Source organism: Streptomyces sp. NPDC127097 (assembly GCF_042724075.1).
In the GTDB taxonomy this organism is placed as follows: domain Bacteria; phylum Actinomycetota; class Actinomycetes; order Streptomycetales; family Streptomycetaceae; genus Streptomyces.
Genome location: NZ_JBHXFI010000026.1, coordinates 1 through 23,108, shown reverse-complemented (window position 1 = coordinate 23,108; position 23,108 = coordinate 1). Strand labels below are relative to the sequence as shown.

General features: G+C 72.0%; 19 protein-coding genes. 5 read left to right on the top strand and 14 right to left on the bottom strand.

Annotated features, from left to right (window positions below; genetic code table 11):
• Positions 1–63: 63 nt before the first annotated feature.
• Positions 64–1,197, bottom strand: coding sequence for a hypothetical protein (locus tag ACFWJW_RS20445; protein ID WP_387243048.1), 1,134 nt, complete (start codon positions 1,195–1,197; stop codon positions 64–66).
• 191 nt (positions 1,198–1,388) lie between these two features.
• On the opposite strand from ACFWJW_RS20445, the gene ACFWJW_RS20440 reads away from it, so the two are divergent.
• The gene (locus ACFWJW_RS20440; RefSeq protein WP_387243045.1) at positions 1,389–1,595 is read left to right on the top strand and encodes a hypothetical protein; all 207 of its coding nucleotides are present in this window, start codon (positions 1,389–1,391) and stop codon (positions 1,593–1,595) included.
• Positions 1,596–1,674: 79 nt separating this feature from the next.
• On the opposite strand, the gene ACFWJW_RS20435 is transcribed toward ACFWJW_RS20440, so the two are convergent.
• From ACFWJW_RS20435 to ACFWJW_RS20415, 5 genes are all read right to left on the bottom strand, one after another.
• A complete protein-coding gene (locus ACFWJW_RS20435) occupies positions 1,675–2,094 on the bottom strand; it encodes an NUDIX hydrolase (protein ID WP_387243042.1) in 420 nt (139 codons plus the stop codon).
• 86 nt (positions 2,095–2,180) lie between these two features.
• A complete protein-coding gene (locus ACFWJW_RS20430; protein ID WP_387243039.1) occupies positions 2,181–3,515 on the bottom strand; it encodes a CHAD domain-containing protein in 1,335 nt (444 codons plus the stop codon).
• A complete protein-coding gene (locus tag ACFWJW_RS20425; protein ID WP_387243036.1) occupies positions 3,478–5,760 on the bottom strand; it encodes an RNA degradosome polyphosphate kinase in 2,283 nt (760 codons plus the stop codon). Before ACFWJW_RS20425 ends, ACFWJW_RS20430 begins: the two co-directional genes overlap by 38 nt.
• A 794-nt stretch (positions 5,761–6,554) precedes the next feature.
• On the bottom strand, positions 6,555–7,601 hold the full coding sequence (locus tag ACFWJW_RS20420) for an ABC transporter permease (RefSeq protein ID WP_387243033.1): 1,047 nt from the start codon (positions 7,599–7,601) through the stop codon (positions 6,555–6,557).
• A complete protein-coding gene (locus ACFWJW_RS20415; RefSeq protein ID WP_387243030.1) occupies positions 7,598–8,683 on the bottom strand; it encodes an ATP-binding cassette domain-containing protein in 1,086 nt (361 codons plus the stop codon). The genes ACFWJW_RS20420 and ACFWJW_RS20415 overlap by 4 nt, the downstream gene beginning before the upstream one ends.
• 102 nt (positions 8,684–8,785) lie before the next feature.
• Here ACFWJW_RS20415 and ACFWJW_RS20410 point away from each other — a divergent pair, with 102 nt between their 5' ends.
• Complete coding sequence (locus ACFWJW_RS20410) at positions 8,786–9,400, top strand: GNAT family N-acetyltransferase (protein WP_387243027.1); 615 nt, start codon at positions 8,786–8,788, stop codon at positions 9,398–9,400.
• A 192-nt stretch (positions 9,401–9,592) separates the two neighbouring features.
• On the opposite strand, the gene mshD is transcribed toward ACFWJW_RS20410, so the two are convergent.
• Positions 9,593–10,531: a mycothiol synthase gene (gene mshD / locus ACFWJW_RS20405; RefSeq protein ID WP_387243024.1), complete on the bottom strand. Its 939-nt coding sequence runs from the start codon at positions 10,529–10,531 to the stop codon at positions 9,593–9,595.
• A 155-nt stretch (positions 10,532–10,686) separates the two neighbouring features.
• Between mshD and ACFWJW_RS20400 the strand changes: the two genes are divergently transcribed.
• Positions 10,687–12,495: a bifunctional metallophosphatase/5'-nucleotidase gene (locus ACFWJW_RS20400; RefSeq protein WP_387243021.1), complete on the top strand. Its 1,809-nt coding sequence runs from the start codon at positions 10,687–10,689 to the stop codon at positions 12,493–12,495.
• A 124-nt stretch (positions 12,496–12,619) separates the two neighbouring features.
• Here the strand turns inward: ACFWJW_RS20400 and ACFWJW_RS20395 are convergent, their stop codons facing one another.
• A complete protein-coding gene (locus tag ACFWJW_RS20395) occupies positions 12,620–13,546 on the bottom strand; it encodes an aminoglycoside phosphotransferase family protein (protein ID WP_387243018.1) in 927 nt (308 codons plus the stop codon).
• Between the two features lie 218 nt (positions 13,547–13,764).
• Here ACFWJW_RS20395 and ACFWJW_RS20390 point away from each other — a divergent pair, with 218 nt between their 5' ends.
• Positions 13,765–14,337, top strand: coding sequence for a DUF3995 domain-containing protein (locus ACFWJW_RS20390; protein WP_387243015.1), 573 nt, complete (start codon positions 13,765–13,767; stop codon positions 14,335–14,337).
• On the opposite strand, the gene ACFWJW_RS20385 is transcribed toward ACFWJW_RS20390, so the two are convergent.
• Positions 14,316–15,173, bottom strand: coding sequence for an SDR family oxidoreductase (locus ACFWJW_RS20385; RefSeq protein ID WP_387243012.1), 858 nt, complete (start codon positions 15,171–15,173; stop codon positions 14,316–14,318). The genes ACFWJW_RS20390 and ACFWJW_RS20385 overlap by 22 nt on opposite strands.
• A gap of 296 nt (positions 15,174–15,469) precedes the next feature.
• Between ACFWJW_RS20385 and ACFWJW_RS20380 the strand changes: the two genes are divergently transcribed.
• Complete coding sequence (locus ACFWJW_RS20380) at positions 15,470–16,894, top strand: DUF2993 domain-containing protein (protein WP_387243009.1); 1,425 nt, start codon at positions 15,470–15,472, stop codon at positions 16,892–16,894.
• A gap of 86 nt (positions 16,895–16,980) precedes the next feature.
• On the opposite strand, the gene ACFWJW_RS20375 is transcribed toward ACFWJW_RS20380, so the two are convergent.
• The 5 genes from ACFWJW_RS20375 to ACFWJW_RS20355 form a co-directional block, all read right to left on the bottom strand.
• Positions 16,981–18,453, bottom strand: coding sequence for an ATP-binding protein (locus ACFWJW_RS20375; RefSeq protein ID WP_387243005.1), 1,473 nt, complete (start codon positions 18,451–18,453; stop codon positions 16,981–16,983).
• A complete protein-coding gene (locus tag ACFWJW_RS20370; protein ID WP_387243002.1) occupies positions 18,450–19,187 on the bottom strand; it encodes a response regulator transcription factor in 738 nt (245 codons plus the stop codon). Before ACFWJW_RS20370 ends, ACFWJW_RS20375 begins: the two co-directional genes overlap by 4 nt.
• 124 nt (positions 19,188–19,311) lie before the next feature.
• On the bottom strand, positions 19,312–20,463 hold the full coding sequence (locus tag ACFWJW_RS20365) for a S1C family serine protease (protein ID WP_387242999.1): 1,152 nt from the start codon (positions 20,461–20,463) through the stop codon (positions 19,312–19,314).
• 116 nt (positions 20,464–20,579) lie between these two features.
• Positions 20,580–21,605 (bottom strand): LacI family DNA-binding transcriptional regulator, encoded by a 1,026-nt coding sequence (locus ACFWJW_RS20360; protein ID WP_387242996.1) that lies wholly within the window; start codon positions 21,603–21,605, stop codon positions 20,580–20,582.
• 24 nt (positions 21,606–21,629) lie between these two features.
• Positions 21,630–22,469, bottom strand: a complete 840-nt coding sequence (locus ACFWJW_RS20355; protein ID WP_387242993.1) for a response regulator transcription factor — start codon at positions 22,467–22,469, stop codon at positions 21,630–21,632.
• Positions 22,470–23,108 lie beyond the last annotated feature (639 nt).

Here is a 23,108-nt window from a genome sequence, read left to right as displayed (position 1 = left end):
TTCGGATTTCCAGGGCGCCGGGTTCCAGGCACGGCGCGCGTCAGCCGCGTCCGAGCTGCGAGGCTACGCCGCCTTGAGCCGCCCCACTTCCCGTGCCCGGTCCGACAGTTGGCGCACGGCGGGAAGGTGGCGATACGGGCGCAGCCCCTCCCGCAGGGTGGCGAAATGCTCGTCCCCGCGGGCGCCGGAGGTTCCCGCGTAGTCGTCCAGGAAGCGGCGCCATGCCTCGCAGGACTCTTCGACGTGGCGCATGGCGAGGAGGCGTCGGGCGAGAAGTCCGTTGGTGTGCAGGCGGCCCTGGCGTTCCTGCGTCGGCCGGACACGGTTGGAGCGGCGTAGCGCCCGGACCGATTCCTGGCGGTCGCCCAGCTCCCACAGCACGTGCGCCACGTGGAACTCGTAGGCGGCACGGTCGTAACCGCCGATGTGGTCGTTACGGCCGTCGGCCTGTGACAGGGCCGCTTCGGCCTCTCGCAGCCGGGTGAACGCCTGGCGGCGGTCCTTCACCATCGCGGCGCCGTGTGCCTGCTGCCCCCGGAGGAACGCGGTCAGACGCGGGCCCGCGACGGGGGCGGCTTCGGCGGCGGAGTCGGCGAGTTCAAGGGCCTTCGCGCCGTGGCCGAGGTGGGATGCCTGCAACGCCATGCCCCGCAGGGTGCGGCAGTAGGTGAGGTGGTCCTCGGCGGCGCCGGCGAGCTTGAGGGCCTTGACGAAGTACCGCTGCCCGATGCGGTGTTCCCGTTCGTACATGGCCATCCAGCCGGTGAGATATACCAGGTCGGCGGCGGCCGACCGCATCGCCTTCCGGGCCTCTTCCGTGCCGCCGGCCTTCAGGTAGGGGCCGACGGTGTTGACGAGGAAGGCGGCGGCCATCGGCCGGGCGTGCGCTCCGCCGAGATCATCGAGGATGTCCGCGATGTTCTCCGTCATCGTCCGGACGGTCTGCACGTCGCCCGTGCCGATCCGCACCGTACGCCCGGCGGTCGTCGCTTCGGCCCTTGCCGTGACGGCGTCAAATCCCGGCACGGCCAGCGCGGCCGAGTACAGCCCGGCGCCGAGCACCGCCCGCCGTGAGGGGTCCATATCGGCCCTGCCCAAATCCATCACTCCCGCCGCGATGTCGGCTGGTTCGCCCGGGTCGGCGCTCTCGCCGAGACCGGCGAGTGCGAGGTTCGGCGTTCTTGAGCGTGGTGCCATCTCGTGAACCCCCGAGCGTTCAACCAGTTCAACCGTCTCTCCACTCTGCTCCCTTACCCGGTGAGCCGTCGGGGAGTTGAGTGAATACCAGCCGTCGGGAGGCTCCTTCCGCCGGATGCTTGACAGCCCTGTTCGCGCCTGCCGCCGAGAGGTGGGGCGGACCGGACTCCCCGACCGATGAGGAGACGCCCGTGATCTCACACATCACGATCGATCAGCGGGACATCGCCTACGACGCCCGCGCCCAGCAGGCCGCGCTGTCGGTGACCGTCCACCACCGCGACGGCGCCACGGAGCCGTCCCTGCTCGTCATGGACCCGGGGCAGGTGGAGCTGTACGCCATCCAGCTGGGTCAGGCGATCGCCAAGCGGAAGGCCGCGCAGGAAGCGGCGTGGTGATGCATGGGCTTCGCGAGGTCGGTGACGAGGTGGAGGACGACGGTCGCCGGAGGATCGTGACCGCCATCCATCAGGCCCTTCACGCCAGATGCAACGCCGCCAGCAACGCATCCACCAACGGCCGGTCCCGTTCCTGGGTGAGGCGGTGGCGGGCGTCGGTGGGGGAGAGCCACTCCAGGCGGTCGACCTCGGTGCTCGGGGTGAAGGCGCCGGCGAGGGCCTCGGCTGCCCAGTAACGGACGGTCTTGGGGCGGCCGTTGGCCATGTAGGAGGAGGTGGGGAGGGGGGCGCCGGGGCGGCAGTCCATGCCGGTTTCCTCGGCCACCTCGCGCACCGCACCGGCCAGGGGGTTCTCGCCGCGCTTCAGCTTGCCTTTGGGGTGGGACCAGTCGTCGTACTTGGGGCGGTGGATGAGGGCGATCTCCAGCCCCTCCTCGGTCGAGGCGCGGCGCCACAGGACGCAGCCCGCGGCCCGTACCGGCTTCTGGGGGGACGTCACCTCGGCACCCCTTTCCGTGCGGTCATGGGGCCACCTTCTCAGCCCGGCCGCGCCCCGTCCGCGCGTTCATGTCCCGCGTCGCCTCCTCAGCCTTTGCGGTCCGGTGTCCGGGGCAGCCAGACGCGGCCGAAGGCGAAGCGGGCCGCCTCCACCTCGTGGCGCTGGTCGGCGTGCAGCACGCCCAGGGCGTAGGCGGTGGCCGGGGCGATGCGAGGGGTGCGGGCCGCGGCGGCGGCTGCGGCGGCGGCCTCGGCGGCGTCCCGGTGCCACTCCAGGGCCCGGCCGGCCTCCGCGAGCCGGAGGTCGCTGGTCTCCGGCGCGATCACCTCCCGGGCGTAGCGGCTCAGCCGCACCAGCATCCGGGCCTGGTGCCAGGGCGCGTCCTGGCGCTGGTCGGCGGCGAGAGCGGCGGCGTTGTACGGGTAGCCCGCGCGGGACAGCGGCAGGGTGGCGACCGCCTCCGCGAGCCGCCGGTGCGCCTGCTCTACGAGCGGCGGGAGCGCCTCGTCGGCCGGCAGCTCGGCGGTCTCGGGGGCCAGTGGCACCTCGGAGGCGAGCACCGCCACGGAGTCGGCGACGGCGTGGAAGCGGGCCGAGCCCAGGGCCTGGAGCGCGGCGGAGTGGGCGCGGGTGCGGGCGAGGGTGAGCTGGCGGTCCAGCAGCGCCCCGGCGCGCGCCGCACCGGCCGACAGCGCGCCGTCGGGGTCCGGGTCGGAGGAGGAAGAGGAAGAGGAAGTGGAAGAGGGGGAGGAGGGCGCCGCGGAGGGGGCGGTGGCGGAGGTGGGCTGGCCCGTGGGTGTGCGGTCGGGGCGTTTGCCTCGTTCTCCGCGGCCGGTCCGGTCGCTGCGCTCGGGGCCCCGGCCGGTCAGCCGCTGGAGGGCCGTCATCAGCCGTTCGCGGCGGGCCGCGCACGCCTGTTCGCGGGCCAGGGTGCCGGACAGCCAGCCCAGTTCGGAGCGGAGCTGGTCGGCCCAGTCCTCCTCGGTCAGCGGCCGGAAGGTGTGCAGGGTGGCGCTGATCCGGCGGGCGGCGCGGCGCAGCTGCCGGGCGGCCTCACCGGCGCCCTCGGCGTCCGAACCGCTCTCCCGGTGCAGCCGCAGACTGCGCAGGAAGTCCGCGGACTGCTGGTGCAGATACTCGGCGAGCACCTCGTCGGCCGTATGGGAGGCGAGGCCGGCACCGATGTCGGGGCCGGTTCCGCGGTCGCCGCCGTCGTCTTCGCCGGTGCGGGCGGCCGTCACGGCCCCGTACCCGGTGTCGTCCGGCCCGTACATGCCGTCGTTCCCCCCGTACGGCCCGTCCACCACCGCGGCGCGGGCGCCGGGCGCCCGGCCGGGCTCGTATCCGATTCCGAGGAGACCCGCCGGTCCTCCGCTCGGCTGGTCATGTCGCTGGGCCACGCCGGCGCCTCCGGGCGTCAATGAGCATTTCCTGTACGTTGCGCAGCGGCGCGCCGTCCGCGTCCACCGCCTGCCGGGTCCAGTCCCCGTCCGGGCCCAGGTGCCAGGACGAGGTGGCATCCGACGTCCCCCGCTCCAGCAGCCGGTTGAGGGAGGCGCGGTGCGCCGGGTCGGCGACCCGCACCAGCGCCTCGATCCGGCGGTCCAGATTCCGGTGCATCATGTCGGCGCTGCCCAGCCACACCTCGGGCTCCCCGCCGTTGCCGAAGACGAAGATCCGGGAGTGTTCGAGGAAGCGGCCGAGGATGCTGCGGACCCGGATGGTCTCGCTCAGGCCGGTGACGCCCGGCCGGAGCGCGCAGATGCCGCGCACCCAGATGTCGACCGGCACCCCGGCCTGGGAGGCGCGGTAGAGCGCGTCGATGACGGCCTCGTCGACCATCGAGTTGACCTTGATCCGGACGTAGGCGTCGCGGCCCGCGCGCTGGTTCTCGATCTCCTTGTTGATCCGCTGGACCAGGCCGTCCCGCAGGGACTTGGGGGCGACCAGGAGGCGGCGGTAGGTCTCGCGGCGGGAGTAGCCGGAGAGCCGGTTGAAGAGATCGGAGAGGTCGGCGCCGACCTGGGGGTCGGCGGTCAGCAGCCCGAGATCCTCGTAGAGCCGCGCCGTCTTGGGGTGGTAATTGCCGGTCCCCACATGGGAGTAGCGGCGCAGCATCTCGCCTTCCTGGCGGACCACGAGCGACAGCTTGCAGTGCGTCTTGAGGCCGACCAGGCCGTAGACGACATGGCAGCCGGCCTCCTCCAGCTTCCGCGCCCACTTGATGTTGGCCTGCTCGTCGAAGCGGGCCTTGATCTCGACGAGGACGAGCACCTGCTTGCCGGATTCCGCGGCGTCTATCAGGGCGTCCACGATCGGCGAGTCACCGGAGGTGCGGTAGAGCGTCTGCTTGATCGCGAGCACGTCCGGGTCGGCGGCGGCCTGCTCCAGGAACGCCTGGACGGAGGTGGAGAAGGAGTCGTAGGGGTGGTGCAGCAGGACGTCGCGGGCGCGCAGGGCGGCGAAGATGTCCGGCGCGGACGCCGACTCCACCTCGGCGAGGTCACGGTGGGTGCCGGCCACGAACTTGGGGTACTTCAGCTCGGGCCGGTCCAGGGCGCCGATGCCGAAGAGGCCGGTCAGGTCCAGCGGGCCGGGCAGCGGATAGACCTCGGCGTCGGAGATCTTCAGCTCCTGGACGAGCAGGTCGAGCACGGCCGGGTCGATGGACTCCTCGACCTCCAGACGGACCGGCGGTCCGAAGCGCCGCCGCATCAGCTCCTTCTCCAGCGCCTGGAGGAGGTTCTCCGCGTCGTCCTCCTCGACCTCCAGGTCCTCGTTACGGGTGACCCGGAACATGTGGTGCGCGCGCACCTCCATGCCCGGGAACAGCTCCTCCAGGTGGGCGGCGATGACGTCCTCGATGGGGACGTAGCGCTGCGGCGACGCCTCCAGGAAGCGGGAGAGCAGCGGCGGCACCTTGACCCGCGCGAAGTGGTCGTGGCCGCTGACCGGGTTGCGTACGACGACGGCCAGATTCAGCGAGAGGCCGGAGATGTACGGGAAGGGGTGCGCGGGGTCCACCGCCAGCGGCGTGAGCACCGGGAAGATCTGCTGGCGGAAGAGGGTGAACAGGCGGGCCTGCTCCTTCTCGGTCAGCTCGGGCCAGCGGATCAGATGAATGCCCTGGTCAGCGAGCTCGGGGGCGATGTCCTGCTGGAAGCAGGCGGCGTGCCGGGCCATGAGCTCGCGGGAGCGGGTCCAGATGAGGTCCAGCACCTCACGGGGCTGGAGCCCGGACGCGGAGCGGGTGGCGACGCCGGTGGCTATCCGCCGCTTCAGACCCGCGACCCGGACCATGAAGAACTCGTCCAGATTGCTGGCGAAAATCGCCAGGAAGTTCGCCCGTTCGAGGAGGGGGGTGGCCGGGTCCTCGGCCAGTTCCAGCACCCGCTCGTTGAAGGCCAGCCAGCTCCGCTCGCGGTCCAGGAACCGGCCGCTGGGCAGCTCCTCCCCGTCGGCGCCCACCACGCCCTGGTCCTCGTACGCATCCGGATCGGCGTCCAGGTCGGGCTCCAGACCGGGCACCGTGCCGCGGACCGCGTGCGGGCGGTGCGCGGCGATCGAGCCCACGGAAGGCTGGGCCGAGGGGGCCGGGGCCTGCGGGGGCTTCGTGGTGGACATCTCGGGCTGGACCTGTGCCTGAGCGCTGGGCTGCTGGTTCATGGCCTTATTCTTCCGCGTTCCGGGGGTTCCAGGCGCGTCAGGAGGTGGCGGCGGCGCGAGATGGAGCCTCGGGTTCGGGACGGTCGGCACAGCGGGCTGCATTCAGCGATGCTCGCAAGCGACGTTGAATCGCCGGTAACGCGGATATGGCGGACAGGCAAGCGGGGTGCTACTCCCAGGGGTATTTCGGGTCGGCCGGGGCCCGGCGCCACGCCGGGGGCGGCGGGGCTCGGAGGCCCGGGGCCGGAGGCCGATCGGCGGGCCGCGTCCCTTGTCTTTCCCCTGCGCTGCCTTTGTAACACGCGCGGAGAGCCGGGAGAAATGCGCGGCTTTCCGATCAAGGAATTGCGGGGGTGGTGATCTTGCGGAATGCGGGTGAGGAATGACGGGGGGAATGCGGCCGCGGCGGAGGAGATGCGGCGGGAGGCGTCGGGATGCGGCGGGATGCGGCGGGATTCTGCAATTCCCGGCGATCCGGTGGGGCGGGCCGCCGGCGAGATCCTGGGCGGTTTGGTGGCCGGTGGGGCGCAGGCGGCGGCCGGGGCCGTCGGGCGGCGCCTCGCGCCGGGGCCGGTGCCCCGCTGGTCCGCCAGTCCGCCGGTCCGCCGGTCCGCCGGTCCGCCGGGACGGCACCCGGCGCCCCGCCCCGCCCCCATCCCGCCCTTTTCGAGCCCGAGCCGGAATTCCCGTGGCACGAAATGCCACGGCGAGGGGGCGGAAGGGGAAATCCCGGAAGCTCCCGGAGTTCCGGTAGCCTCCGGGCGGAGAACCCGCCGGAATTCCCCGGCGGCGCCTCAGCCTTGTTCGCGGCGCATCACCCGGAAAGCGATCACGGTCAGTACGGCCGTCAGGGCGAGCACGATGCCGCTCTCGATCCACGCCAGCGGCCAGTGGTGCGACACCGGGTGGTGGTCCATGTACTGGCCGACCACGTGGTTCGTCCGCAGACAGCCCTCGTAGTTGCCCGCGGACTCACAGACGGTGTCGGGCAGATGGGCGCCGGAGCGGGTGTAGTAACCCTGGCTCACGAGCCAGGCGTTGTCCGGCAGCTGGGCGGACTCCTTGGGCCCGAACTCGGTGGTCCCGGCCGGCAGCAGGTACGGCCGGATCTGCTGGAGCGCGACCTGGACCACGACCATGGCGCCCAGCGTCACCCCCATCGTCAGCACCGTACGGCGCAGCAGCAGCCCGGCCAGCACCCCGATCGCCAGGGCCAGCAGGGAATGGGCGACCGGCACCGGGCCGAGGGCGGCGAAGCCGAGGACCGAGTACCAGTAGGAGCCGGACACCTCGTCGCCGACGACCTGCCACATCCAGGCGAACACCGCCGAGAGCGCCGTGGTGGCGGTCAGCACGACCAGCGCGGGCAGCGCGGTCTTCGCCGCCAGCCAGCGCAGCGGGCCGACCGACTGGGTCAGTACGAGCTTGTGGGTGCCGGCCTCCAACTCGCGGGCGATCAGCGGCGCGCCGAGGAACAGGCCGATCAGTACGGGCAGCAACAGCAGCCCCGCCTCGGCGAGTTCCAGGGGCACGCCGTAGGTGCTGCGGAAGGCGATGACCGCATCCTGGGTGCCGTCACAGCGTGGGACCAGGGAGATCATCGAGCAGCCGTCGAGGTGGTGGGCGTCGATGAACGCGGCCGCCCGGCCACGCAGCACCACGCACCAGACGATGCCGGCGGCCACGGCGGCGAGCAGCACGCCGAAGAACAGCCGGTGCTGCCGCCGGACCAGCCAGACGAGACCGCCCAGCCGGCCGCGGCCGCCCGCCTCCCGGGTCCCGCCCGGATCGCCCGCGGCGGGTCCGGCCCCGTTCGCCCCGAGGTGTGCTGTGGTGGTCATGCCGCCGCTCCCTTGCCGCTGTGATGGATGTGCCGTGTGCGTGGTGCGTTGTCCGGCGGGTACTGCCAGGCGCCCCGCACCCCTGCCGGGCCGGGCGGCCCGTTGCGCGGCAGGCCGGGGATACCGGGCTTGTTGCCGGGCCGGCGGCGCCCGGGCACCGAGACCGGTTCCGCGCTCGGTGCGATCAGGTCGGGTGCGCCTGGCGCGCGCAGATAGGCGAGCAGCAGCTCCTCCAGGGACGGCTCCGCGACCTCCCAGGGCCCGGCCGCCACCGGGCCCTCGCGCCGTACGACCGCGGTGAAGTGACGCCCCGACAGCTGCGCCTCGACGACCGGATGCGCGGCGATCTCGGGCGGCAGCGCCGCACCCCGGCGCTGCCCCATCACCAGGGCGTGCGCCCCGATGACGTCATCGACCTCGCCCGCGAGCCGCACCCGGCCGCCGCCCAGCACCAGCAGATGGTCACAGACCCCGTCGAGCTCGGCGAGCAGGTCCGACGACAGCACGACGGTGGTGCCCTGCTCGGCGGCCTGGGCCAGCAGCAGTGCGGTGATCCGGTGCCGTGCCAGCGGGTCGAGACCGGCCAGCGGCTCGTCGAGCAGCAGGAGTTCGGGGCTCTTGGCGAAGGCGAGGGCCAGGGCGAGACGGGTGCGCTGCCCGCCGGTGAGGGTGCCGACCCGGGCATCGAGGGGGAGGTGGCCGTCCCGGACGATCCGTTCGGCGCACCGCCCGTTCCACCGGCCGGGGTTGAGCTCACTGCCCAGGCGCAGGGTCTCGGCGACCGTCAGCCGGGGGTGGCGCGGTGTGCCCTGGGTGAGGTGGGCGACCCGGGCCGAGGTGCCGGCCGGGGCCTCGCCCCAGACCCGTACGGAGCCTTCGCGGGGGCGGGTCAGCCCGGAGACCAGCGAGAGCAGGGTGCTCTTCCCGGCGCCGTTGGGCCCCACCAGCGCGCAGATACGGCCGGCCGGCAGCCGGAAGGTGCAGTCGCGCAGCGCCCAGCGGCGGCGGTACCGCTTGCCGAGGCCGACCGCCTCGACGGCGGTACGCCCCGAGGTCCGGCCGGTCACCTGGTCCATGGCCATCGGCCGCATCCCGCCCCCCCCTGAGCCATTCCACTAATTAAGTAGTGAAAGGGTGGGGGAAATGGGCTGCACCTGTCAACCTCAGCTGCCTACGCTGCCCGGGTGGCCTCCTCTTCCGCACCCGCACCACCACCACCGCCGCCGCCGCCGTACACCCCCGACTACCCGCTACGCACCGAGCGCCTGTATCTGCGCCCTCTCGCCCTCGACGACTTCGCAGCGGTCCACGCCTACCGGTGCCGCCCCGAGGTCAGCCGCTACCTCTACTCGGGCCCCTTCGACGAGGCCGCGTCCCGGGACTTCGTCGCCTCCAGGTCCACCCGCACGACGCTGCGCGAGTCCGGCGACGGCCTCCAGCTCGCCGTCGTCGTCCGCGACAGCGGCACCCTGATCGGCGATGTCACCTTCCTCTGGAAGAGCAGCCGCCAGGGCCGCATCGGCTACGTCTTCCACCCCGGCCACGCCGGCCACGGCTACGCCACCGAGGCGAGCCGGGCGCTGCTGAAGCTGGGCTTCGAGGAGCTGCGACTGCACCGCATCCAGGCCGAGTTGGACGGCCGCAACACCGCCTCGGCCCGGCTGCTCGAACGGCTGGGAATGCGCCGGGAGGGCCGGCTGCGGGAGAACTCGCTCCTCGACGGGGAGTGGAGCGACGAGGTCATCTACGCGATGCCGGCGCGCGAGTGGCGGGCCCAGCAGGAGGAGCGGGCCCGGTAGGAGGCGGTGCGCGCCCGGCGGGAGAGCGGGCCTGGCAGGAGAGCGCGCGCGGTAGGAGAAACGCGCCCGGTAGGAGGAGCCCGCCCGGCAGCGGCGACGAAACGGGGCGGACCCCGATGGGCCCGCCCCGCGGCACGCTCGTCCGGCGCCCGGTCCCGGTCTCAGGTCTCCGACCGGTACAGGCGCCCCGTCTCAGGTCTCCGACCGGTACATCAGATCCGTCTCGTGGGTCGCGAACCCCATCCGCTCGTACACGGTCACCGCCGCCTTGTTGTCCGCGTCCACGTACAGCATCGCGGTGGGCAGCCCCTGGCCGGCCAGATGGCGCAGCCCGATCGAGGTCAGCGCCTTGCCCAGGCCGCCGCCCTGGGCGCCCGGCCGCACGCCCAGCACATAGACCTCACCCAGGCCCTCGTCGGCGTGCACCTTGGTCCAGTGGAAGCCGACCAGCCGCCCTTCCTTCTCCGCCAGGAAGAAGCCCTTGGGGTCGAACCACGCCTCGGCCTTGCGGTCGTCCAGATCGCGCTGGATCAGCGAACCCTGCTCCGGATGGTGCGCGAACGCCTCCGCGTTCACCTCCAGCCAGGCCGCGTCATCGGTGCCCGGCTGGAAGGTCCGTACGGTCACGCCCTCCGGCAACACGGGCTCCGGCAGCTCCAGATCCGTCAGCCGGCGCCGCATCTGCCGCAGCTCCCGGAACATCGTCAGCCCCAGGGTCTGGGCGAGGTGCCGGGCGGCCGGATGCCCGCCGTGCGCCCACACCCGCAGCCGGCGCCCGGACTGCTCCATCAGCTCACCGCCCAGCGCCCGGCCGTGCCCGCGGCCCCGGTGCCCGGGGTGGACCACCAGTTCGGCGGCCGGTGCCTCCACCGGGTCGGTGTCCTCCAGCTGCCCGTAGGCGACCAGCTCCTCGCCCTCGTCGCCGCGCGTGTACACCAGCACATGGCGCACGCCGTCGCGCCGGCCCCCGCGCAGCTGGAGCCGCCCCTGCTCGGACACGGCGGACTGTCCGTCCGTCCGCGCGGCCCGCTCGATCAGCTCGAGGACGGCCGCGCCCGCTTCCGGCGCCAGCTCGTCGACCACCTGGATCCTGCGGCCGGCCCGGCCCATCTCCTGTGCAGCGTCATTCATGTGTGAAGCGTACGACTCCCCCGGGCCCCCGGCGGGGTACCACCCGCACTCGGTCCCCTCCCCCGCAACCAGCTCGTCACCCGTGCCCCCCTGTTGCGCTACGCGCGTGGACCTTAAGCTGCCGTCCGCTCAGCAACATCCAGGAGGGGACCCCCATGCCCGCGACACCGCAACGGCGCCGCGCCGTACGAAGATTGACGATCGGCGCCGCCGTACTGGCCGCCGCAGGAATCGCCGCCGGCGCGCTGCCGGCCGGCGCCGACACCGGCCGCGGCGCCCGCACCGGCCGCACCATCGACGTCCAGCTGCTGTCCTTCAACGACTTCCACGGCAACCTGGAACCGCCGCAGGGCTCCTCCGGCACGGTCGAGGAGCTCCAGGCGGACGGCGGCAAGAAGAGCGTTCCGGCGGGCGGCGCCGAGTACCTCGCGCAGTCGCTGCGGACGGCCCGTAAGGGTCACCCCTACTCGGTGACCGCCGCGGCCGGGGACCTGGTCGGGGCCAGCCCGCTGCTGTCCGGGCTGTTCCACGACGAGCCGACCGTCGAGGCGATGAACAAGCTGGGCCTCGATGTCACCTCCGTCGGCAACCATGAATTCGACGAGGGCCGCACGGAACTGACCCGCCTTCAGAAGGGCGGCTGTCACCCGAAGGACGGCTGCTACGAGGACGGCAAGAAGTTCCCGGGCGCCGGCTTCCCGTACCTCACCGCCAATGTCACGGACGAGAAGACCGGCAAGCCGCTGCTCAAGCCGTACTCCGTCTGGAAGCACAAGGGCGTCAAGATCGGCTTCATCGGGGTGACCCTGGAGGGCACCCCGGACATCGTCAACGCCGAGGGCATCAAGGGCCTGAAGTTCCATGACGAGGTCGAGACCATCAACAAGTACGCCAAGGTGCTGAACAAGCAGGGCGTGAAGTCGATCGTCGCGCTCATCCACGAGGGCGGCATGCCCGCCTCCACCTCGTACAACTACAACTGCGACAGCCCCGGCCCCGGCGACGGCATCTCCGGTCCGATCACCGAGATCGCCCAGCACGTCACCTCAAAGGTCGACGCGCTGGTCACCGGCCACACCCACCAGGCGTACGCCTGCACCATCCCGGACCCGTCCGGCCGGCCGCGTACCGTCACCTCCGCCGCGTCGTACGGCAAGCTCTACACCGACACCACGCTCACCTACGACCGCCGCACCCACGACATCGTGCGGACCACCGTCAAGGCGCCCCACGCGGCCAACCACGTCGTCGACCGCACCCAGCCCAAGGCCGCGGACATGACCTCGCTGATCGCCCGCTGGAACAAGCTGGCCGCGCCGGTCGCCGGCCGCCCCGTCGGCCATATCTCCGCCGATATCGCGGGCCGCGGCGCCAACGCCCCCGAGTCACCGCTCGGCGATGTCATCTCCGACGCCCAGCTCGAAGCCACCAAGGCGGACGACAAGGGCGGCGCCCAGCTCGCCCTGATGAACCCGGGCGGCATCCGCTCCGACCTCGCCTTCAAGGCGTCCGGTTCGGAGGGCGACGGGGTCGTCACCTACGGGGAGGCGTTCACCGTCCAGCCGTTCACCAACATGATGAACGTCATCGACCTCACCGGCGCCCAGCTCCTCAGCGGCCTCCAGCAGCAGGTCAGCGGCCCCAACGCGGCCTCCCCGAAGATCCTCCAGGTCTCCAGGGGCCTGACCTACACCCTGGACATGACCAAGACGGGCGCCGACCGCGTCGTCAAGGACTCGGTGAAGCTGAACGGCGAGCCCCTCGACCCGGCCAAGACCTACCGCGTCGCCATGAACGAGTTCCTGGCCGGCGGCGGCGACGGCTTCCCCGCCTTCAAGGACGCCAAGAACAAGCACGTCGGCCCCTCCGACCTCGACGCCTTCACCGCCTACCTGACCGCACACTCCTCGGCGGACAAGCCCCTCACCCCGCCGAAGGCTGATCGGATCACGGTCGTGAAGTAGGGAGTGAGAGGCAGGCAGTAGGCAGGGGCCAGTAAGCAGGAGGACGCGGCGGGCGATCGGGTGGCCGCCGCGTCCGCCGCCCTTCGCTCGCCCTCCGCCCGCCCCTGAACTGCCCGCCCCGCCCTCACCCCACCCCGAACCACGTCTCCGCCAGGGACTCCAGGGTCGGCTCGGGCGGGGCGGGCAGTTCGCGGAGGTAGCGGGGGAGGTTGCTGTGGACGTGGAGGAGGGTGTGGGTGAGGAGGTCGGTGGGGGTGAAGGTCTCGCCGTAGGCGCGGAAGATGCGGGCGAGGAGGCGGGGGTCGGCGCGGGAGACGTAGAGGCCGACAGCGACGAAGTCGTAGGCGGGGCGGCCGAGCATCGCGGGTTCGAAGTCGAGGAGGCCGGTCAGGCGCCAGTCGTCGTGTTCGTCGACGGTCAGGTGCTCGCGCATGAACTCGGTGTGGAGGAGGACGTCCGGCCCGGGGGCGGCGGGGGGCGCGGAGGCGAGGAAGGCGGGGATCTGTTCCAGCCAGGGTTCGGGGAGGCCGTGGGCGCGCTGACGGTCGACCGCGGTGGTGTGCTGCCGGGTGCGGAAGTCGTCCCAGTCGCCGGGGCCGAGGATTCCGGTGAGCGGTGACGGGTCCAGGGCGTGCAGGGCGGCCAGGGTCTCCCCGGCTTCGGTGGCGATCCGGTCCTGGTCGGCGCGGGGTATGCGGGGCCAGGTGACGGCCAGGTCGGTGCCGCGCAGACGGGACATCAGGACGTAGCGCCAGCCGTTCTCGTACGTACCGGCGTCGTGGACGTACGGGGTGGGGACGGGGAGTTGGCCCTGGAGATGGGTGAGGACGTGGGCCTCGGTCACGCCGTCGTCGGCCGCGGCGGCGGGGAAGAGCTTGAGGACATAGCGGTTCCCGACGGCGTAGACGGGCTGGGAGCCCGCTGAGTAGCGGGTGAGCGGGTCGGCTCGGAGACCGAGCCGGGTGCAGAGCGCGGCGACGCCCGGCCGCATCACCGTTTCGTCGGGGACGATCGCGTCCCATTCGTCGTCCGTGTCCACGCGAGGCAGCATGCGCGGACGGTAGGGCGGGGAGCGGGGCGACGGCAAAGGAATTTCGGTGGGGCCGGGGGCATGGGGGTCCCCTGGGGGGAGCGGGGTCCCGTAGGGGAAGTGGGGTCCCCTAGGGGGAGTGGGGTCCCCTAGGGGGAGTGGGGGCTCCGTCGGGTGGGGGAAGGGGACGGGTCCGTGGGAGGACGCCGTGGGGGCGGGGCGTTCGTAGCGTGGCGGGCATGAGGACTTCTGTGGGTGGTGCGGGGCGTGGCTCGTCGGGCGTGCGAACGGTGCGCCGGCGGCCGGTGTTCTGGGCGTATGCGGCCTTCGGGTGGCTGGCGGTGTCGTTCGTCTGGCATCTGTGGATGGGGATCGACTACCGGTCGGCGATGGGCGGCGGGGACCGCGTCCCGGTGTGGGGGTTTCTCGCCTACGACGGGCTGATCACCGCGATGTCGGCGGCCGGGGCGGTCCTCGCGCTCGCGACCGTCCGGCCGTGGGGCCGCCGGCTGCCGCCCTGGATGGTGCTGCTGCCGCTCTGGTTCGGGGCGCTGCTGCTGGTCGTACGGGGTGTGCCGGGGCTGGTCGAGAACGTCACCACGGCCATGGGGCTCACCCCGTACGGGCTGTTGGGGCTGGCGGAGCGGCCGGCCGATCCGTCGTCGGGGGAGTTCTGGACCGGCATGGTGATCAATACGTACTTCTTCGTGGGCGCGGTGGTGTTGCTGCCGCTGGCCGTGCTCCACCACCGGGGCCTGCGGGCCGCCGGGAGCACCGGCGGCCCGTCCGGTCAGGAGAAGTCGGCGGCGTGATCCCGCGCCCACTGGGCGAACGTCCGGGCCGGGCGGCCGGTGATCCGCTCGACGGCGTCCGAGACGGGGAAGGCCGGCGCCTCGACCGTACGGCCGAACATCCGGACCAGCTCCAGCGCGGCCTCCTTGGGGAAGTGCGGCCCGGCCATCGCCTCGGCCGCCGCCTCCTCGGAGATCTGCTCGACCCGGGTCTCCTTGCCGGTGGCCCGGCCGATCTCGGCGACCTGCTGAGCCACCGTCAGCTCCGCCGGGCCGGTGACGAGATACGCCTGGCCGAGGTGGGCGCCGCTGCGGTCCAGCAGGGCGGCGGCCGCGACATCCGCGAGGTCGGCCTCGTGGACGGGGACGCCGCGGGCGTCCGGGTGCGCGTCGCGGACCACACCGGACGTGCGGATCGCCGGGGCCCAGGCGAGCGCGTTGGTGGCGTAGTTGCCGCCGCGGACAAAGGTCCACTCCAGGCCGGAGTCCCGCACCGCGCGCTCCAGACCGGCGTGCAGGCGGGCGATGTGGTGCGCGTCGTCCTCCGGCGTATCGGTCACCGCCATCGAGGAGTTGAGGACGATCCGGCGGACACCGGCCCGGACGGCGGCCTCGGTCAGCGCCGCCGCGGCGTGGTCGCCGCCGGCCGCGAGATTGAGGAACAGCGCCTCGGCACCGGCCAGCAGCGGTTCGAGGGCGTCCGCGCCGGTGAGATCGGCGCGGACGGTCTCGGCCTCGGCGGGCAGCCCGGCGCGTGCCGGATCGCGGGTCAGCGCGCGGACCGCGGCGCCCTCCGCGAGGAGCCGGCTGACAAGTACGCGGCCGATGTTGCCGGTTGCGCCGGTCACAACGATCATGGGGGCAGCTTCCTGCGACTTCATGGGATGACAACCGTCTTCCGTTTGTTGGGTGAATGAGCTGAATGCGAGGAAGGAAACGACTGAGCCGGGCAATGGCGCGGAGGGCCCAGGTATGGGTCAATGGACGCCCGGCCGCGCGCTGTTGTCCGGGTCACAAGAGATGTGACGGTAGTTCACGTCGCTGTGGCCGCGCCGCCAATTTTTTGCCAAGAGCGGCGGGACAACCGTTATGTATGCGACTTACTTCCGGTACGACTTGCGTTCAAGGGACCCGCTCGTGGTGAGATGAGCGGATGCGAACCCCCACACGCATATCTTCACCCTCGCCCACGCCCGCCGCGCCGCACTCCTCGCATTACCCCGCGCCGGGCGCCCAGGACGACCCCACCGGCGACACCAGAAAGCTCGACGCGATCAATCCCTACGCGGACCTGGCGGCCCTCGCCGACCCCGAGCCGGAGCCGGAACCCGAGCCGGAATTCGGCTCGTTCGACATCGACGGCACCCCGCGGCGCCGCACCTACCTCAACGAGCGCGACGACAGCGACGACCCGCTGGGCCTCGGACTGCGCTCGGACGAGGAGACCGGCGAGGCATGGAAGCCGCCGAACCACCGCCGCCGCAACGGCAACGGCAACCGCAACCGCAGCCGCCGCAAGAAGCGCGGACTCAGCAAGTTCGCCGCCATGTCGATCACCCTGAAACTGCTGGTCACCGCTTTGGTCGGGGTGGCATTCCTGACGCTCTTCGACCGGTTCGCGGTGCTGTACGTCCAGAACGCGGCGGCGAAAAAGGTGAAGGACGCGCTGCATCTGAACGCCACTCCCGAGGTCGACATCAAGGGATTCCCGTTCCTCACCCAGGTCATGGACAAGCATGTCGACCAGGTGAAAGTCACGATTCCCGACCTGGCCGCCGACCGGGTTTCGCTGGCGAAATTCGAGGCCACCGCGAATGACGTACGCATCGACGGCGATCTGCCCAGCTCCATCAAGGGCGCCACGATCGGCACCATGAACGGCAGCGTGCTGCTCGCCTTCGACGACATGAACCGCGAGCTGGGGGCCTCGCAGGTGAAGTTCAGCGAACGGGGGCCGAACGTGGTGCGCGCGGTCGGTCAACTGCCGATCGCCGGCCATAAATTGCGCGTACGGGCCGAGGCGCGCATCCGGCGGGCCGGGGACCGCGGGGTCTCCACCGACATCAGCCGGATGCGTCTGGACATCGGCGATATCGCCGTCTACCGCCCCGGCACCGGCAAGGAGGAGGGCCTGCGGCTGACCCGCAAGACCGCCGCCGAGCTCAGCCGGCAGGCCGCCAAGGTCAAGTCGATGCTGAGCATCCCGGCGATCGCGGACCGGATCGGCATTCCCAAGCCGTACATCCAGGAGGCGCTGCGCAACGAGGAGAAGCTGCACGAGCTGACCGGGTCGCCGCGCTTCGTCCAGAAGCTGATGACGGTCAATCTGGTCGATGTGGTGGCCGACCACCCGTGGCTGCTGGAGAAGGTCGGTATCGACCCGAAGATCCTCGGCGCGCTGACCGGGCTCACCAAGCCGCAGCTCGCGGACCAGCTCTCGCTGTCCTTCCAGCTTCCCAAGACGCCCGGGAACGTCCGGCTGCGCAACATCTCCGTCGAGGAGGACGGCATCCGCGCCGACATCACGGGGTCGGAGCTGCCGTTCGGGGACGCGGCGAAGAAGCAGCCGAAGAAGTAGCCGGAGCAGCGGCCGGACAGGGGCCGCGGTGGCGGGCGCCGTAGGGGACGGGGCCGCCGCCGCGGCCCCTGGGCATACGACACCCCCTAGCGGGGGCCCGTCGGCCCCGGCATCCCGGGCGGCGGGGTCGCGGCGCCCGGCAGGGTCAGCACCGCCTCGGTGCCGCCGACGTCCGCGGACCGCAGCCGCACCGCACCGCCCGCCTGCTCCGCCGTACGCGCCACGATCGACAGCCCCAGGCCACTGCCCGGCAGGCTGCGGGCGGACGGCGAGCGCCAGAACCGCTCGAAGACATGCGGGAGTTCGTCCTGCGGAATACCGGGGCCGTGATCGCGTACGGTCAGCTCGCCGCCGGCCAGCCGCACCTCGACGGTCCCGCCGGGCGGGCTGAACTTCACCGCGTTGTCCAGCAGATTCACCACCGCCCGCTCCAGCGGGGCCGGCTCGGCCCGGACGAACCAGGGGGCCAGGTCCGCCGCGATGGTCAGCGACGGGCCGCGCAGCCGGGCCCGCTCCAGCGCCGCGCCGACGATCTCGTGCAGCGCCACCACCGCGACGGCGCTCTGCCCCGGCGCCGGCGGCCGCGACAGCTCCTGGAGATCGCCGATCAGCTCCGCCAGCTCCCCCATCTGCGCCTTCACCGAGGCCAGCAGCGCCTCCTTGTCGGCGGGCGGGATCGGCCGGCCGGACCGCTCGCTGCGCACCAGCAGATCGATATTGGTACGCAGCGAGGTCAGCGGCGTCCGCAGCTCATGGCCCGCGTCCGCGATCAGCTGCTGCTGGAGATCGCGGGAGGCGGCCAGCGCCGCGGTCATGGAGTTGAAGGAGCGGGAGAGCCGGGCGATCTCGTCCTCGCCCTCGGCCGGGATGCGGATGGTCAGGTCCTCGGTGCGGGCGACCTGTTCGACCGCGTCGGCCAGCTGGTCCACCGGCTTGAGACCGGAGCGCGCGATGACCAGACCGGCGGTGCCCGCGCCCACGACGCCCAGCCCTGCGACGGCGACCAGCAGCAGCGCCAGGCGGTTCAGCGCACTGTCGACCTCGGTCAGCGGGCGCGAGATGGACACCGCGAACTGCACGCCCTGGACACCGATGTGCTTGGTCAGCACCCGGACGTCCGCGCCGCCGGTGGTGACCGCGTCATGCAGGGTGTCCCGCGCCAGGCCCTGCGCCACCGCGACATCCGCGCGCTGCACCTGCACCGGCTGGGAGTTGGGGCCGATGCAGCGCGAGCCGTCGATCTGGACGATCTGGACGTTGTAGTAGGAGGGCGGGGCGTTCTTGCTCTCGGTGGGGTCGGTGGGCTGGCACTTGGCGTAGGTCAGCTGGAGATAGTCCGCGGGGACGCTGACGTTCTGAAGCGAGCTGTCCACCTCGTCGCGCAGCTGGGCGCGGGCGAGCAGCCAGCAGGCCAGCGCGGAGACCGCCACCGCCACCGCCACCGCGGCCGCCGTGAGCAGGGTCAGCCGCGAGCGCAGCGGCAGCCGCGCGATCCGGGCGCCGAGCCGGCTGCGCACACCGTCCGCCGCCACTCCCCCGTGGGTGGTCGCCGTGCTCATTCCGCCCCGCCGTCCGTCCGCAGGACGTAGCCGACCCCCCGCACGGTGTGCACCAGCCGCGGCTCGCCGCCCGCTTCCGTCTTGCGACGCAGATACATCACATACACATCGAGGGAGTTGGAGGTGGGCTCGAAGTCGAAGCCCCATACGGCCTTCAGGATCTGCTCACGGGTGAGCACCTGCCGCGGATGGGCGAGGAACATCTCCAGCAGGGTGAATTCCGTACGGGTCAGCTCGACCTGCCGGCTGCCCCGGGTGACCTCGCGGGTCGCCAGGTCCATCCGCAGGTCGGCGAAGCTCAGGACCTCGCCCGCCTCGGGCGGGGCACCGGCCGCCGCCGCGTACGAGCTGCGGCGGAGCAGGGCGCGGATCCGGGCGAGCAGCTCGTCCAGCTCGAAGGGCTTGACGAGATAGTCGTCGGCGCCGGCGTCCAGCCCCGTGACCCGGTCGCCGACGGTGTCCCGGGCGGTCAGCATCAGGATCGGCACGGTCACCCCGCTCGCCCGCAGCCGGCGGGCGGCGGTCAGCCCGTCCATTCGGGGCATCAGGACATCCAGCACGATCAGTTCCGGGTCGTAGACGGCGACCTTCTCGACCGCGTCCAGCCCGTCGACCGCCTGCTCGGTCACATACCCCTCGAAGACCAGCGAGCGCTGGAGGGCCTCACGGACCGCGGGCTCATCGTCGACGATCAGGATGCGGGCGGGATGGTCACCGTGCTCGACGGGGCTCATGTGCGTGGTTACCTCGGACCTCGGGTGTGCGGACGGCTGGTGCTCAGCCTTGCACGACGACGGGCGATCCGAGAGGGAGACGCAGCCTCTCGTGCCGGGCGGGGGCAGGGCGGCGGGCGGGCGGTCAGACGCCGCTGCTGCCGCCGCCGCGCAGGGTGTCGAGATCGGCCTTGACGGTGTTGATCGGTATCGCGAAGCCGAGGCCGACGCTGCCCGCGCTGCTGCTCGACGCCGAACTCGGTGAGTACATCGCGGAGTTGATGCCGATGATCTGCCCCTGCATATTGATCAGGGCGCCACCGGAGTTGCCGGGGTTGAGCGAGGCGTCGGTCTGGATGGCTTTGTACGAGGTCTTCGACGAGCCGGTGTCGCCGTTGTACTGATTCCCGCCGAACTCGAACGGCCAGCCGCCGCGGCCGCCCGGCCCGCCCTGCTGCCCCTGCCCCTGTCCCTCTTCCTTGGGGACGGTGACGTCCCGGTCGAGGGCGGAGACTATTCCGCTGGTCACGGACCCGGTGAGCCCCTCGGGCGAGCCGATCGCCACCACCTGGTCGCCGACCGTGAGCTTGCTGGAGTCGCCGAGCGAGGCCGCGGTGAGGTCCTTGGCGCCGCGCACCTTGACCAGCGCCAGGTCCTTGTCGGGGTCGGTGCCGACGACCTTGGCCGTCTTCCGGCCGCCGTCGCTGAAGGTGACGGTGACCGAGTCCGCGCCGGCCACCACATGGTTGTTGGTGACGATCTCGCCGCCGCTGGTGACGACCACCCCGGAACCGGTGGACTCGCCGCCGGCGGTCCGCGCCTTGATCTCCACGATCGCCGGGCTGACCGCCTTGGCCACCCCCGAGACCCCGCTGCCACTGCTCTTGCCCGCGTTGACGAGCGGGGTGGAGGAGGTGTTCTGCGTCGCCTTGTTGGTGGCGCCGGCGATCAGCGCCGCGCTGCCACCCCCGACGAGACCCGAGGCCAGTGCCACCGCCGCGATCAGCGCGACCGGCCGCCGGACCCGCCGCCGCGGCTCGGGTGCGTACGCGGGCGGCGGCGGAACCGCCCCCTCACCGAACCCGGCGTACGAGGCACCCGGGCCGCCCGCGGCGTTCCCCCCGTACGCCTCGCGGCCGTAGCCCTGGCCATGATCCTGACGCCGGCCGTCATCCTGGTGCTGCCCGAAATCCTGGCCGTGGCCCTGATCCTGGCCATGGCCCTGCTCGTCGTCGCCGTACGCGTACGGCCGGTGCTGTGGCATCTCATCGCCGCTTCGGCGGTAGCTCTGGGTCATGGTGATGACTCTGCGACCGCACCATGAGAGCTGTCTGAGAACGTCCTGAGAGACCCGACAGAAGTGGGTATGCCCGGTATAAAGACGGCCGGATCAGCGGCGCGTACCCGGCTCGCTCAGCCGCCGCAGCCGCAGGAGCGCCGGACCACCAGCCGCGACGGGAACTGCCGCAGCCGCTCCCGCCGGGAGCCGACCACCCGCAGCCCGTCGTCCAGCACCAGATCCACCGCGGCCCGCGCCATCGCCTCCCGGTCCGAGGCGACCGTGGTCAGCGGCGGATCGGTCAGCGCGGCTTCCTTCACATCGTCGAAGCCCGCGACCGCCAGCTCGCCGGGCACATCGATACGCAGCTCGCGGGCGGCCCGCAGCACCCCGATGGCCTGGTCGTCCGTCGCGCACATGATGGCCGGCGGCCGCTCCGGGCCGGCCAGCAGCTTCAGCGCGACCTGGTAGGCGTCGTAGCGGTTGTACGGGGCCTGGAAGTAGTAGCCCTCCGGCGACCGCCCGGACTCCAGCATGGCCCGCCGCCAGCCCTCGACATGGTCGGTGACCGGGTCGCCGGACTTCGGGGTCTCCTCCGTACCGCCGAGGAAGGCGACATACGGATGGCCGTGCTCCAGCAGATGCCGGGTCGCCAGCTGGGCGCCCCACACGTCGTCCGTCATCACCGCGACATCGTCGATGGCGTCCGGCCGCCGGTGCAGCAGCACCACCCGCGCATCCCATGCATCGATCTCGGCGGCGGCGTGCTCACTGGGCCCCTGGCTGATCAGGATCAGCCCGGAGACCCGCATCCCGAGGAACGCGCGCAGATAGTGCACCTCGCGCTCGTCGAGATAGTTGGCGTTGCCGACCAGCACCATCTTCCCGCGCTCGGCGGCGGCCTGCTCGACCGCGTGCGCCATCTCCGCGAAGAACGGCTGCCGGGTGTCCGGCACGATCAGACCTATGAGATCGGTACGGCGGGACGCCATCGCCTGGGCGACGCGGTCCGGCCGGTAGCCGAGCTCCTTGATGGCGGCGAGTACCCGCTCGCGCGTGGCCGGGGCGACCGGCCTTGGTCCGTTGTTGATGACGTAGCTGACAACGGCGGTGGACGTACCCGCCAGTCTTGCCACATCATCCCGCGTCACCTTGGCCACGCGCGGCAGTCTACGCGGGTGGTGCTACCGGCGGGCAGGTCGTGCGGCCGGGGAGTCCGCGCCCGCGGCGACGGCCTTCCCGGAGCCGTCACCGTCCCCGCCGCCGCGGCCCTCGGCCGGCGCCGCGCCGCGGCCGGACTGCGCCGCCTTCGCCGCGTCCTCCTTGGCCTTGGCCTCCGCCGCCCGCTCCACCTTCTCCGGCGTCACGAAGCGGTAGCCGACGTTACGGACCGTGCCGATCAGCGACTCGTGCTCGGGCCCGAGCTTGGCGCGCAGCCGCCGGACGTGGACGTCGACCGTCCGCGTACCGCCGAAGTAGTCGTAGCCCCACACCTCCTGGAGCAGCTGGGCGCGGGTGAAGACCCGGCCGGGGTGCTGCGCCAGATACTTCAGCAGCTCGAACTCCTTGAAGGTCAGGTCCAGGACCCGCCCCTTCAGCTTCGCGCTGTACGTCGCCTCGTCCACCGAGAGATCACCGTTGCGGATCTCCATCGGGCTGTCGTCGGTCGTGATCTGCTGGCGGCCCATCGCCAGCCGCAGCCGCGCCTCGACCTCGGCCGGGCCCGCGGTGTCCAGCAGGACGTCGTCGATGCCCCAGTCCGCCGTGACGGCGGCGAGCCCGCCCTCCGTCACCACCAGGACCAGCGGACAACCCGGCCCGGTGGACCGCAGCAGCTGGCACAGGGACCGCACATGCGGCAGGTCGCGACGGCCGTCGATCAGTATGACGTCGGCCCCCGGGGTGTCGATCAGGGCCGGGCCCTCGGCGGGAGCCACCCGCACGCTGTGCAGCAGCAGGCCGAGCGCCGGGAGCACCTCCGTCGACGGCTGGAGTGCGTTGGTCAGCAGCAGAAGTGAACTCACGTCCGACCACCTACCCGGTTCTCGGGGTGCTGTGTCCTCGGTTGCGTGCGGTCCTGCCTGCTTCGCTCGCCCATGACGTCTGGTTCCTCCTCGGTCCCTGCGACGGGGGCACCACCCGGCCCTGGCCGGGGGAGTCTGCGGCACTGCTTCGTACGGGTCCTTCCCACCGCGCGACAGGCGGCTGAAAGCACAAAAGGACCCGGGGGCAACGCTGCCCGGATCCTTCTTGCCCAGCAGAATAGCTCACCTGGGTTCCGGACCCGAGGCGACTTTTGCAGCTTTTTGTATTCCGCCGATCACTTCGAGTGGTCAACGGGTGCCGTCGTTGACCCTCCGACGGGCCCATGAGCGGGGCCCCCGCGACGCCGGTCAGCCCCCATTTGACGGGGCCGGGGGCGTCCTGGGCCGGGTCCGGCCGGGGCCTTTGCGACGGGGGTCGCCGAGGCGGCGGAAAGTGACGAATTTCGTCGCCTCCCCATCCCACGATGTGGACTGCCTCCCACGTTTTCGGCCGTCCCGCCGTGGTTGTTGCTCGCCGTTTGTGGCCCGCTACGCGGTGCCCCCGCCGTTGCGCCAAGCGCTGCGCTTTGCCTCGGCCGGCGTTTGTGGCTTGCTCGCCGTTGCTGCCCCACTGCCTGA